Consider the following 13,226-nt stretch of genomic DNA (forward strand, 5'->3'; position numbering starts at 1 on the left):
ATGAAAATAAATAAACATGCAATTATTGACAATGAACGCGTTCAAATTATTGATTGTAATATTGTACTAGAATTAAATGCGTGCGGACGGGGCTTTATTACAGTTCCGGCTAATTGTAATTGCGATTCATTTAAAAACAAAACATTGATAATAAACGTTGGCTATAGCAATAATTTGCAACGATTTTTTACTGGTTATATCGAAAGCGAACAAACTGCGGCAAATAATACTAAAAAGCTATTTATACGCGAATTAATTGGTTGTTATCAACAAACAATTAATTGTTCGTTTCAACATCCGACGTTAAAAGCTGTTACTGAGTATTTAACATCAAAAAACGGGTTGCAGTTTAATTTGCCGGACGCTGATTATGTTAATACAAAAATCCCGCATTTTAAACATGCAGGAACTGGCTATCACTTATTGCAAGAAATCGGTAGAGCTTTCAACATTCCCGAATATACATTTTTTCAAACACCAACCGGCAAAATCTATTGCGGTAGCTATAACGATAGCTATTTTAATGATAAAGATATCAATTTGGGCGATAATTTAAATAAAATCGCATCATCAACCGCCGGATCTAACATTGTCGAAATTCCGCTAGTGCCAAAACTGCGTCCGGGCGTTAAAATTAACGGCAGAAAAGTATCTATTGTCAATTTGATTAACGATAACATGACAATAACCTTTGAAGACAAAGCAGGGAAAAAATCGGCTGCACGGCGACAAATTGAAAAAGAATTCCCCGAACTTGCCGACGGCTATCATCTGTCAAAAATGGCGAAAGTGGTGGCAATTTCGGACGAGACCAATCTAGGTGATATATCTACACCATTCCGCCCCAAGTACGCCGTTAATGTGCAGTTATTAGATGAAAACGGCAAAGAATCGAAGACGCCTGTTTATAAAGCTGTGCCTTTACCAGTAACCAACATCGGATCTGAGGGTGGCTCATATCACTACCCAGAGGAAGGTGCAGAGGTAGAAATAGGGTTTATTAACGGTAAGCCTGATCAGCCGGTTATACGCAATATCTACCCAAACAATAAGACAATGCCAAATATCAAAAAGGATGAGCATTTATTGCAACAACGTGCCGAAGTTTTTACAAAGATTGACAACGTCGGCAATATGATACGTGAAAGCGATCAGACTGTGACAGATAACGCCCGTGATTATTGTTTAAATAGCGATTCATCAACTGAAAAAACAACAACAAAAATAACAACAGTTAACGCTAATTATACTATCAACACGTACAGTAATTATAAATTATCTGCGAACACTATAACGCAGCTTGCACTAAAAGATTATACAGTCGGGACTAATTCGAATTTTGTGCAGTTTGTCGATATTGATTACTCATTAACAATAAACAACAATCAAACAATATCAGTAAAAAATAAAATTGATATTACAGCAAATAAAATTGATATCACAGCAAACGAAATCAAAGAACAGATTGAAACAATTCGCCAGAGTATTGCAGGGGCAAAGCAAGAAATTATCGCCCCTCAAGTTTGGATCGGCAGCGGTGAGATAAATGTATCGCAATTGATGTTAGACACGCTAGAACTGATTGAGCGGCTAGCCGATTTGACAGCGCAGCATACACACCCGAACACTAGCACGCCAACAAACTCAGGCGCAATCACGGGTGTCAAAACAGATGCGATTAAACTCGATAATAAATACTCTCCCGTCATAGCAAAATAATACGTTGTGCCCTCGCCCACAGCTGTGGGCTTTTTTATAATGAATCTTTATATAACTTTATTGCTTCTTCGATAATTTTGCTTTGTGATTTACCCGTCCCGTTGCTTAACGCTATTATTGTATCTATCGTTTCAAGCGGTAGCTTGTAGCTTTTTGGTTTTACGCCTCGCTTGTCATCACTTCGTTTTTGAATTTCAGCTCTTGATAATGCCATTTCGTCACCTTGATTTTTAATTAATCAATTGATATATTAAGGTCATCGGCGGGGTCGCACCCCCGCCTTTGATTGGTTAATAGACTGGAAATGATACCAGTACTATAACCAAGAGAATTAAGAATCGGTACATTCTTTTTCTCCCTTAAGCCCCCATCTTAGGCTGGGGGTTTACCTCATCAAGTCCCTCACTTGATGGTTATTATTATAGTAATACCTACCTAAAAAGTCAACACTTTTCTAACTATATTTTAAACAAAATTAAAATAAATCAATAACCCACCTGAGCCATTGGCTATTTTCATATCTGAATTTTAAATATAAATAATCGGGGACAAAATCGATCGGGTGACCCAAAGCGTGCTACACCGCACCCACCTACGAGGTTTGTACGTGAATTTTTTTTCAGTTGGATTTTATTACAAAACAAAGCTCAAATGCTTATTGAAAAAAGGATCTTAAAGGATCGTATAAAACTGAAATAAATGAAATACTTTTCAATATTTTTCAGTTTTTAACTTATAAAAAAGATCGTGGCTAATAGCTAACGTAACGAATAATAACAATATTTTTATTTTAGGTGTTTCTTTATTGCGAATATTATCCTTTTATTTAATTTTATAATTATTAATAATCAGATAGTTAAAGAAAATAAAAAACGAAATAAAAAACAGTGCGCGTTAACCATGCACAAACAGTCCCGTCAGCACTTCGGGTTTTTGTGGTGTTTTAATTTCGGTTATTTTTACCTCAACGAAATTGCTAACATAATCATCTCCGACCGGTAGATAACAACTACTATTTTTATAATAACCGTTTTCATCCTTTTGTTTAGTGTACTCAATTGCTAACTCATGAGCTTGTTTTTCATCGTTTGCGAAAGCATAGATTTCTTCGTATGCATCATAATCTTGGTGAACCGCCTCAACTCTATATAATTTCATATTTAATACCAGGTAAATAAAATTAATTTCATTTTGCATTTATTTTTTTTAAATGCAAGATAAATATGAAGTAAAGCAACTACACGAAACAAACCGCCATTTTACCGCCACTTGCTACTTTTATAGAATTTCTCAAGGTGAAATTTGTCAAATAAATTATTGATTTTTAATAATATAAGTGGTGGGTTGTGAGGGGATCGAACCCGCGACCAATTGATTAAGAGTCAACTGCTCTACCGACTGAGCTAACAACCCACCGAAATATTCGTCTATATTATATATAGTTTTAAGCAATAATGCAAATCACTAATCTGATTTTTAATTACTAAAATTTTGAGATAAATAGCCAAAAATTAAATTTAAAATTCTAAAATCATTAGAATTTTATCATTATGCGACTTAAGTTTAATTTATTATGAATCAATAAAAATTAAATTTAACAAGTAAATTTCAATATTGCTATATCATTAAATAATTCTATGTTCTACTGTAGTGAGTATTTCAACAAAATTAAATGTTCTATCATGAATTATAGATAAATCAGGAGGTAAAAAATGAAAATATCCTCAGTGACTATGCTTATCACAATGGGATTATCCAGCGCAGTAGCTTATGCGCATACTGCAAATGAAATTATCGTCCGTGGTGGACCTGTTTATGTTCACCCTAAAGATAAAAGTGATCATGTTAAAGTAGGCGGAGCCAAAAGCGATCTAAAAGCAAAAGCCGATAACGATACACAACTTGGATTAAATTTCCAATATATGGTGACCGATAATATTGGTGTCGAACTGTTAGCTGCAACACCTTTTAGCCATCAAGTTAAGCTAGGCGGGGGCAATTCAACGGGGCTTTCTGGTGCTCATTTAGGGAAAATTAAACATCTACCACCAACATTAAGTGCTGTTTGGTATCCACTTGATTCACAATATGAGCTACAACCCTATGTTGGAATGGGTATTAACTATACCTTCTTTTTTGATGAAAAACTTAGTGGTGAAGCCAAAAAAGCGGGATTTCATGGTTTAGATCTTGACAGTTCTTGGGGCTGGGCAGCACAAGTCGGTGCTGATTATTCTTTAAATGACAATTGGCTTTTGAATGCTCAAATCCGTTATATTGATATAGAAACTAAAGCAACAACCCATTTAGGTAATACTAAAGTTACCGCTAATTATAAGCTTGATCCATGGGTTGCAATGATTGGTGTAGGTTATAAATTTTAAAGGAACAAACATAAAAAACCTCTCAAACGAGAGGTTTTTTATTACAAAGATTAAAGATTTTTTATGGCAACATACTGCTCTTGCAGTTTGGCTTTATCATCAATATAACCTTTTTGTTTTTCTTTTTCTTTCGCAACTACTGCTGCTGGTGCTTTATCGACAAAGCTGGCATTAGACAGTTTATTTTCAATACGAGAAATTTCGCCATTGATGCGTTCAATTTCTTTTTCTAAACGCGCAAGTTCGTTTTCTTTATTGATTAATCCTGCCATTGGGATTAATAACTCGGCGCCATCAACCAGTTTTGTGACCGATAATGGTCCAGTTTCACCATCATCAAGTAAAACAATTTCAGACAATCTTGCTAATGATTCAATAAAATTGATGTTATCAGCGATGATTCGATGTACCGTTGGAGAGCCTTTTCGAATCAATAATTGTAGTGGTTTACTTGGCGCAATATTCATTTCGGCACGTATGTTTCGTACGGCAATCACGACATCTTTTATCCAATTAATATCAGCTACTGCTTGATCATTTGAATGCTGTTCATCAAAAGCAGGCATTGGCTGTAACATGATGGTGTCAGCGGTTATATTCATTAAGCCTTTTACATTTTGCCAAATTGCTTCGGTTATAAATGGAATAATCGGGTGCGCAAGACGTAATAGAGCTTCTAATACCGTAATTAACGTATGGCGAGCTGCGCGTTGCTGTGACGGTTCGCCATTGGCTAAAATGGATTTGGTTAGTTCTAAATACCAGTCACAGAATTGATTCCATGTGAACTCATATAAAATATTAGCTGCTAAATCAAAACGATAAGTATCAAATGCGTCTCGATAAGCTTTAATGGTTTGATTAAATTCGGCTAAAATCCATTTATCTGCTAAAGAATAATCTAAACCCCCGCCTTTAAAGCCACAATCATGCCCTTCTGTATTCATCAGCACATAGCGGCTAGCGTTCCAAAGTTTATTACAGAAATTACGATAACCTTCTAAGCGTTTTAAATCCCAATTAATATCACGCCCAGTTGAGGCTAACGCTGCTAAAGTAAAGCGTAGCGCATCAGTACCGTGCGCCTCAATGCCATTAGGGAACTGTTTTTGGGTGCGTTTAGCAATTTTTTCAGCTAATTGAGGCTGCATCATATTGCCTGTCCGTTTTTCTAATAAAGCTGGCAGTGAGATACCGTCAATCATATCTAAAGGATCGATAACGTTTCCTTTAGATTTAGACATTTTCTGCCCTTCTTCATCACGAATTAAACCTGTGACATACACTGTTTTAAAAGGAACTTGTGGTTTACCATGTTCATCTTTAATAAAGTGCATGGTCATCATGATCATTCTAGCTACCCAGAAGAAAATGATATCAAAACCAGTTACGAGCACATTGGTTGGATGGAAGGTGGCTAAATCATCAGTATTATTCGGCCAACCTAACGTTGAAAATGTCCAAAGCGCAGACGAAAACCAAGTATCCAGCACATCTTCATCTTGCGATAATTCAATATCATTCGACAGATTATTCTCGCGTCGCACTTCTGCTTCATCACGGCCAACATAAACATTACCTTGTTTATCATACCAAGCCGGAATACGATGTCCCCACCATAATTGACGTGAAATACACCAATCTTGAATATCATTCATCCAAGAAAAATACATATTTTCATACTGTTTTGGTACAAATTGGATATCACCATTTTTTACTGCATCAATAGCAGGCTCGGCAAGCACTTTTGCTCGCACATACCATTGATCGGTTAGCATAGGTTCGATCACAACGCCACCACGATCACCATATGGAACGGTCAAATCATGCGGTTCGATTTTTTCTAAAATACCCAATGATTCACATTCTGCAACGACTGCTTTACGAGCAGCAAAGCGTTCCAATGTTTGGAACTGAGCAGGAATAACTGGATCATAAGCATCGCTTGGTTCACCATTGGTATCAAATACTTCAGCTTGCTGACGAATATCACCATCAAACGTTAAAATGTTGATCATCGGTAATTGATGACGTCGCCCAACTTCATAGTCATTAAAATCATGCGCAGGGGTAATTTTTACGCACCCTGTACCTTTGGTCATATCGGCATGTTCATCACCCACAATTGGAATACGGCGGTTAACAAATGGTAATATGACAAATTGTCCAATCAGATCTTTATAGCGAGGATCTTCAGGATTCACCGCAACCCCTGTATCCCCAAATAAGGTTTCAGGACGAGTAGTTGCCACCACTAAATAATCTTTTCCGTCGGCTGTTTTGGCACCATCAGCTAACGGATAACGTAAATGCCACATTGAACCTTTAACTTCGCGGTTTTCAACTTCAAGATCGGAAATAGCTGTACGTAATTTTGGATCCCAATTGACTAAGCGTTTACCACGATAGATGAGATTTTCTTGATATAATCTCACGAAGACTTCTTTCACTGCATTTGATAGACCTTCGTCCATGGTGAAACGTTCACGATCCCAATCAACTGAATCCCCTAAGCGACGCATTTGCTTAGTAATGCTACCGCCTGATTCGGCTTTCCATTGCCAAATCTTGTCAATAAAAGCATCACGCCCGTAATCATGGCGTGTTTTATTTTCTTCAGCCGCAATTTTGCGCTCTACCACCATTTGCGTTGCAATACCAGCGTGATCGGTTCCTGATTGCCAAAGGGTATTATGACCTTGCATACGATGATAACGAATCAAGGCATCCATAATGGTTTGCTGAAAAGCATGCCCCATATGTAAACTACCTGTCACATTCGGCGGTGGAATGGCAATACAATAACTTGGTTGCGATTTATCACCATTGGGTTTGAAATAACCACTTTGTTCCCAATGCTTATAAAGAGGTTGTTCAATTTCTTGTGGATTATAAGTCGTGTTTTTCATAATTAATGCATAAATCCTGATTTAAGGCATAAAATGGTTGCTATTCTACAGTAAAATAGCCAAACAATAAATTAGCAGAACAATAAACTCATCGATTTAATCGAATTGTAAAAATTTTTATAATACGATAAATAGCATAAAAAAAACCGCCTTGTATTAAGCGGTTTTTTTATATCTATCATTGTAAATATAATTGGTAATTAGTGATGTTGATAAATAAAATTATCAATTAATCGTGTTTTACCAATATAAACCGCTAGCGCACACAAACTATCTTGTTCAAGCCTATCAACCGATGTTAATGATGCTAGATCGACAAATTCAATATAGTCAATCTTGGCTAAAGGTTGGTTGACAATAAGATCGTGCATAGCTTTTGTTATAACTGTTACCGACGTTTCCCCTTGCTTTATCATTGCATTGGCACATTCAATTGCTTGATAAAGGCACACGGCTGCGGATCGTTCACGTTCAGACAAATAGCTATTACGTGAACTTTTAGCTAGTCCATCTGCTTCACGCACAATAGGGCAACCAATAATTTCAATGTCGAAATTCAGATCACTGACCATTCGTTTAATTACCGCTAACTGCTGTGCATCTTTCTGTCCAAAATAAGCACGATCAGGTTGTGTAATATTGAATAATTTTGTGACAACAGTGCAAACACCTTTGAAATGCCCTGGGCGCCTTTTTCCACATAAAGCATCTGTTAAACCATTAACATCAACATAGCTGTTAAAATTAGCATCATACATTTCACTGGCAGTTGGACAAAAAATCAAATCTACGCCCATCTTCTCACAAACAATTTTATCTCGCTCTAAATCACGAGGATAACTAGCAAGATCTTCTGAAGGTCCAAATTGTATAGGATTAACAAAAATCGTCACAATAACTTTTTGGTTATCCCTTTTAGCCGCAGCCATTAAGCTTTGATGACCTTCATGCAAATAACCCATGGTTGGAACAAGTCCGATACTATAGCCAGCTTGACGCCAAGCTTTAACTTGTTCTCGTACTTGTCCAATTGTCGTTACAACATTCATTTAGTTATCCCTTATAATTGAAACTCAGATTTAAGTTTGTTTATTACCTCACCATCAATCGCAAATTCATGGATTGAAGTAGGAAATTGTTGTTGTTTTACCTGTTGGCAATAGTCAGTAAACGCTTGTTTCATATGATGACCAATTGGGGCAAAAGATTTGACAAATTTTGAAGAAACACCATCATACATAGACAGCATATCTTGATAAACAAGTACCTGCCCATCACAATTTACACCCGCGCCAATACCAATAGTTGGAATACTCACTAATTGTGAGATCAATTTTGCTAAATCAGCAGGTACACATTCAAGTACAATCGCAATCGCCCCCGCTTGTTCAACCGCTAATGCATCAAGAACAATATTTTTAGCATCTTGATAATCTTTACCTTGCACTTTGTATCCCCCTAATGCAAGAACAGATTGGGGCATGAGTCCAATATGCGCAACAACCGGAATAGATGCTTGCGTAATCATTTTGATGTGTTCACTAAATGCTTGCCCTCCTTCAAGTTTAACCGCTTGAGCCTGACCTTCTTTAATTAGGCGACCGGCATTTAAAACTGCATCATACACAGATGTTTGATAAGACATAAAAGGTAAATCAGTGACAACAAATGCGGACTTAGCTGCTCTTGCAACCGCTTTGGAGTGATGGATCATATCTTCCATAGTAACCGATACGGTGCTATCGTAACCCAGCATCACCATACCTAAAGAATCCCCCACTAATAAACAATCTATACCACTTTCATCCATTAATTTAGCTGTAGTGTAATCATAAGCGGTTAGCATAGTAATTTTTTGTCGGTTTTGTTTACGTTCTTTTAAAGTGGCAATCGTGTTTTTCAAGGTAACAACTCCAATTCTAATTGTCGATAGTCCTTGCTTGGATGTTTTGTTCGACTGATATTAAGTAAAATAGCAGATAACTGCTGGTAAATAGGTTTTAGTTTGACCGGCATAGCCATTATATGTTGTTTGATCGTTTCAATATCGCCTCGCTCGACAGGTCCAGTTAGGGCATCAATGACGCCTACTTCACATATATTTTTAGCATTTTCTAAGAATAATAGATGCCACGCTTGTTCACTAAACTCAGAATCTAACTCGCATTGGTCAAGTAAATCAATACCAAGTTGTACCAATGCAATAACTTGATTACTCAACATAACACAAGCCGCATGATAAAGTGGCTTTTTATTCGCAGGTAAAATGGCTAAAGGATTTTTTAGTGAAACAAAAAAGTTTTTTAATTGAGGAATAATGCTTTCATTTGCCTCAAGCGTAAAAGAAACACCTGACATAGCGGTATAGCATTCAAATCTATCATAAATGGCATATAAAGGATGCAATGAAAACGCAAATGGATGAACAATTTTATGTTGGCTAAATATATGTGACGTCAACAGCCCACTGCAATGACCGATCCATTTATTAGTAATAGGTAATTGGCAAAGTTCTTGCCAAACAGTGGCTATTTGGCTATCTGATACAGTAACCAATAAACAATCACAATCATTAACTAAATCAGCTAACGATGCATAAGCTTGACTATGAATAAAATCACTTGCCTCTTTTGCATGTTTATAAGATCGGCTATAAAACCCAGCAATCCGCATTCCACATAAAGAAAAATACTTAGCTAAGGTGCAACCTACTTTACCCGCACCAATAAAACCGATAATCATTGTAACTATAAATTATTAAATAATTGTCGCATTATAGCTCAACCAGCTTAATATTCAATCAAATTAGAGACTGATAACATATGGGGGCTGAATGGAAAATTATCATTTTTAATAGTGATAAAGTGTAGGAATTACTCGCACTATTTATGGTAATTTAAGAAAATATAACACCAAAAAAATCATGAAGCATTAAATAATATACCATCCATTGAACATAAAACACGAAAATAGGCAGTATTCTACATGAGTTGTGTACTAACTATGGGATAGTTACAGTAGGGGGATTATATGGAAAATGTAAGTTATATTTCAGTTTTATAGTATTATATTGTAATATCATTAAAATCCATTATTTTTTGTTTTTGGAGCATTTATATGAGTAAAATATTATCAAGTTTTACAGAAACACCGCAAACAATTAGTATTGAACAACTAGCAACAGCTTTAGGTTGTAATGAGTCGACGATATATATGTGGCTTAAAGATGAAACACTTCAATTACCAAAACCAATTGAAGTTGGAAAAAAGATGTGTTTTATTTATGAAGAAATTAAAGAGTGGTTGTTTAACAGACCTAGGCTTAATTGTTTTTATAATAAAAACTTAAATAAAATCGAAATTACTAATGAAGAAAGTTTGAACAGCTCTGATATCGATAGTTTAATTAACGAACAAACAGCTTTAGAAATATTACGACAAAATAAAAATAAATTTTTATCTAAAAGAAATGCTATTGTAATGCCTTGCGTTGTCATTGATAATAATACACATTTGTTTTTTAGTGAGTTATTAGGAAAATATATACTTTTACAAACTTATATGTAGAAATTACTCGCGTTTTTTTACAGTAATTTAAGAATCTACGTAATGAATATTATAAAAAAGCAAAGTTAACGCCCCATCCCCCACAAGATGCAGGGCGTTTATATTATAAGCAAAAATGACCACTATCGATTTAGCTAAATCGTTTTATGGTCAGTCATCCGGCCATTTATAAAAAGCTAAAGAAATTCTAATTGAAGCTATTTGTCCCTTTAACCACTAACAAATAACGTTATAAAACTATCTGTTATGATATTAACCATCTAAAATCTACTGAAGATAAATTAAGCTAAACATTCACTTTTTAGGTTATATTTTTTGTAAAAAATATTCAGGATTCTATACCGTTTGGCAATTAATTGATAATTCACAACATCCATTGATTAAAATAGAAGATAAACGTATTATCAATCAAATAGTTATAAAACCTGCCAGTTAACAAATGAATAAGCACACCGAAAGTGATAGGGACTTTAATAAAGATATGATGTTCGCTTTTTAAGTTATATTTTTGTAAAAAATATTCAGGATTCTATACCATTTGGCGATTAATTGAGAACGCACAACACTATTGGTTAAAACGGGAAATAACCATCTTATCAATCAAACAACTATAAAAGCTATTCCTATGAATTACATATTTTTTATCATAAATTGATTTATTTCATCTAAGAACAAATTACCATATTTTTCCAATTTGATTTTACCTACACCAGTAATATTAATGAGCTGCTTTTTACTTTCTGGTTTAGTTTGAACCATTTCAAGCAATGTCGCATCACTAAAAACAATATAGGGAGGAATATCTTCGGCATCGGCAATATCTTTACGCAATCGTTTAAGATTATTAAATAAAATTCGTTCTTCGTAAGCTAGAATAGTTGTTAAATTAATTGCTCTAGCGTAACGATTTATACGGCTTTTCTTAACAATTTCTAAACGAGGTTTGGCCAATGATAATGATGTTTCTCCCCGAAGAATTAAACGTGCTTTTTGTGTTAATTGCAGAGTGGTATAAGTTGATATATTTTGATTTAAATATCCCAAATAAACCAGCTGTCTAATAACGCTGAGCCAATAGCCAGATGAATTTTGCTTACCAATGCCATAAACAGATAATTTATCATGACCATTATCTTTAATTTGAGAGCGCCCAGAGCCACGTAAAACATCGACAATATATTGCGCTCCATAACGTTGTTCAACGCGATAAACACAGGATAAAACTTTTTGTGCATCAATTAAGCCATCATAAAGTTCAGGAGGATACAAACAAACATCACAGTTATTACAAGGTTCTTCCCGCTGTTCACCAAAATAATTAAGCAACACAATGCGCCGACAAGTCAAACTTTGCCCAAAAGCTTCCATTGCATCAATCTTTTGCAATTCAACCTGTTTATGTTGCCCTTCTCTTTTTTCAATAACTTGTTGCTGATACCAATTAAGATCTTTACTATTAAACAGTAGCATCGCTTCAGCAGGTAAGCCATCACGCCCTGCTCGCCCCGTTTCTTGATAATAAGCTTCAATCGTTTGAGGGCAGTCTGCATGAACAACAAAACGCACATTGGGTTTATTAATCCCCATACCAAATGCAACCGTTGCTACAATAATTTGTACATTGTCTTTTAAAAAATCTTCCTGTGCTTGTTGGCGCTCATTATTAGACAGCCCAGCATGATAAGCTTTAACGGAAAACCCTCGTGCAGCAAGTCTAGTGGTCATATCTTCCACTCTTGAACGACTTGAACAATAAATAATGCCACTATTGCCTTTTTGTGTTTCAATAAACGAAACAACCTGCTCAGTTTGATTAAATTTTTCGACCACCGTATAACGAATATTTGGCCGATCAAAACTTCGCACTATTACTAATGGATCAACCAAATTTAATTGATGAATAATATCAGTCTGCGTCATTTTATCGGCAGTTGCGGTTAATGCAACAATGGGTACTTTAGGAAAACGAGTTGAAAGTTGACCTAATTGACGATAATCAGGTCTAAAATCATGTCCCCATTGTGAAATACAATGCGCCTCATCAATAGCAATTAAAGAAGGTGGATATTCATCAATTAATGTAGAAAAAGCCTGTAATGCTAATCGTTCAGGAGAAACATATAACAGTTTTATGGAGTGATCCAAATATTTTTTGATAACTTCTTGTTGCTCGGTCGATGATAGTGAGGCATTAAGATAGGCGGCAGAAATACCATTGGCTAATAACTGATCAACCTGATCTTTCATTAAAGAAATTAAAGGAGAGACAATAATTGCGGTTCCCGGCAATAATACTGAGGGAATTTGATAACACAAAGATTTACCGCCACCTGTAGGAATAATTATTAAAGTATCACGCCCATCGATAATAGATTCAATAATTTCTCTTTGTTGATTTCTAAATGACTTGTAACCAAAAACATTTTGCAAAACATCTTCAATCTGATCTTTTATCGACATACAAACCTAAACATGTTGCCCCTAACTTGAAGTAGCGAGTATAGCTAAATTAATTTAAACAGACCACCACGAATTTATATAAATTTACAATTCATCCCAATAATAAAAAATTTTTTAGAAAAGATTTTTTGATTCAAATATGATGATTTTATTTAAATCGCAAACAAATAATGTTTATTTTACAACC

Annotated in this window: 10 protein-coding genes and 1 tRNA gene; 3 read left to right on the forward strand and 8 right to left on the reverse strand. The window is 35.3% G+C overall.

Annotation, left to right across the window (positions count from 1 at the left end):
• On the forward strand, positions 1 to 1,719 hold the full coding sequence (locus ACYIAM_RS04350; protein ID WP_483747403.1) for a hypothetical protein: 1,719 nt from the start codon (positions 1 to 3) through the stop codon (positions 1,717 to 1,719).
• 34 nt (positions 1,720 to 1,753) lie between these two features.
• Here the strand turns inward: ACYIAM_RS04350 and ACYIAM_RS04355 are convergent, their stop codons facing one another.
• From ACYIAM_RS04355 to ACYIAM_RS04365, 3 genes are all read right to left on the reverse strand, one after another.
• Positions 1,754 to 1,933, reverse strand: coding sequence for a ribbon-helix-helix protein, CopG family (locus ACYIAM_RS04355; protein ID WP_091125311.1), 180 nt, complete (start codon positions 1,931 to 1,933; stop codon positions 1,754 to 1,756).
• A 680-nt stretch (positions 1,934 to 2,613) separates the two neighbouring features.
• Complete coding sequence (locus tag ACYIAM_RS04360; RefSeq protein ID WP_483747404.1) at positions 2,614 to 2,877, reverse strand: hypothetical protein; 264 nt, start codon at positions 2,875 to 2,877, stop codon at positions 2,614 to 2,616.
• 179 nt (positions 2,878 to 3,056) lie between these two features.
• Positions 3,057 to 3,132, reverse strand: a tRNA-Lys gene (locus ACYIAM_RS04365).
• A 299-nt stretch (positions 3,133 to 3,431) separates the two neighbouring features.
• On the opposite strand from ACYIAM_RS04365, the gene ACYIAM_RS04370 reads away from it, so the two are divergent.
• Positions 3,432 to 4,103 (forward strand): OmpW family outer membrane protein, encoded by a 672-nt coding sequence (locus tag ACYIAM_RS04370; protein WP_483747405.1) that lies wholly within the window; start codon positions 3,432 to 3,434, stop codon positions 4,101 to 4,103.
• 50 nt (positions 4,104 to 4,153) lie between these two features.
• Here the strand turns inward: ACYIAM_RS04370 and ACYIAM_RS04375 are convergent, their stop codons facing one another.
• The 4 genes from ACYIAM_RS04375 to ACYIAM_RS04390 form a co-directional block, all read right to left on the reverse strand.
• Positions 4,154 to 7,012: a valine--tRNA ligase gene (locus tag ACYIAM_RS04375; protein ID WP_483747406.1), complete on the reverse strand. Its 2,859-nt coding sequence runs from the start codon at positions 7,010 to 7,012 to the stop codon at positions 4,154 to 4,156.
• Between the two features lie 200 nt (positions 7,013 to 7,212).
• On the reverse strand, positions 7,213 to 8,061 hold the full coding sequence (panC, locus tag ACYIAM_RS04380) for a pantoate--beta-alanine ligase (protein WP_483747407.1): 849 nt from the start codon (positions 8,059 to 8,061) through the stop codon (positions 7,213 to 7,215).
• Between the two features lie 11 nt (positions 8,062 to 8,072).
• A complete protein-coding gene (gene panB / locus ACYIAM_RS04385; protein WP_174797201.1) occupies positions 8,073 to 8,915 on the reverse strand; it encodes a 3-methyl-2-oxobutanoate hydroxymethyltransferase in 843 nt (280 codons plus the stop codon).
• Complete coding sequence (locus ACYIAM_RS04390; protein WP_174797202.1) at positions 8,912 to 9,754, reverse strand: Rossmann-like and DUF2520 domain-containing protein; 843 nt, start codon at positions 9,752 to 9,754, stop codon at positions 8,912 to 8,914. Before ACYIAM_RS04390 ends, panB begins: the two co-directional genes overlap by 4 nt.
• Before the next feature lie 375 nt (positions 9,755 to 10,129).
• On the opposite strand from ACYIAM_RS04390, the gene ACYIAM_RS04395 reads away from it, so the two are divergent.
• Positions 10,130 to 10,579 carry a helix-turn-helix transcriptional regulator gene (locus ACYIAM_RS04395; RefSeq protein ID WP_483747408.1) on the forward strand — a complete coding sequence of 150 codons (450 nt, stop codon included), beginning with the start codon at positions 10,130 to 10,132 and terminating at the stop codon, positions 10,577 to 10,579.
• A 630-nt stretch (positions 10,580 to 11,209) separates the two neighbouring features.
• Here the strand turns inward: ACYIAM_RS04395 and recQ are convergent.
• Positions 11,210 to 13,039 (reverse strand): DNA helicase RecQ, encoded by a 1,830-nt coding sequence (gene recQ / locus ACYIAM_RS04400; RefSeq protein WP_483747409.1) that lies wholly within the window; start codon positions 13,037 to 13,039, stop codon positions 11,210 to 11,212.
• Positions 13,040 to 13,226 lie beyond the last annotated feature (187 nt).

Source organism: Gilliamella sp. X-60, from assembly GCF_057063585.1.

What these genes read in the sequence shown, in the direction of transcription:
- ACYIAM_RS04350 (WP_483747403.1), top strand. Translation starts at nt 1, where the DNA reads ATGAAAATAAATAAACATGCAATTATTGACAATGAACGCGTTCAAATT.
- ACYIAM_RS04355 (WP_091125311.1), bottom strand. Translation starts at nt 1,933, where the DNA reads ATGGCATTATCAAGAGCTGAAATTCAAAAACGAAGTGATGACAAGCGA.
- ACYIAM_RS04360 (WP_483747404.1), bottom strand. Translation starts at nt 2,877, where the DNA reads ATGAAATTATATAGAGTTGAGGCGGTTCACCAAGATTATGATGCATAC.
- ACYIAM_RS04370 (WP_483747405.1), top strand. Translation starts at nt 3,432, where the DNA reads ATGAAAATATCCTCAGTGACTATGCTTATCACAATGGGATTATCCAGC.
- ACYIAM_RS04375 (WP_483747406.1), bottom strand. Translation starts at nt 7,012, where the DNA reads ATGAAAAACACGACTTATAATCCACAAGAAATTGAACAACCTCTTTAT.
- panC (WP_483747407.1), bottom strand. Translation starts at nt 8,061, where the DNA reads ATGAATGTTGTAACGACAATTGGACAAGTACGAGAACAAGTTAAAGCT.
- ACYIAM_RS04390 (WP_174797202.1), bottom strand. Translation starts at nt 9,754, where the DNA reads ATGATTATCGGTTTTATTGGTGCGGGTAAAGTAGGTTGCACCTTAGCT.
- ACYIAM_RS04395 (WP_483747408.1), top strand. Translation starts at nt 10,130, where the DNA reads ATGAGTAAAATATTATCAAGTTTTACAGAAACACCGCAAACAATTAGT.
- recQ (WP_483747409.1), bottom strand. Translation starts at nt 13,039, where the DNA reads ATGTCGATAAAAGATCAGATTGAAGATGTTTTGCAAAATGTTTTTGGT.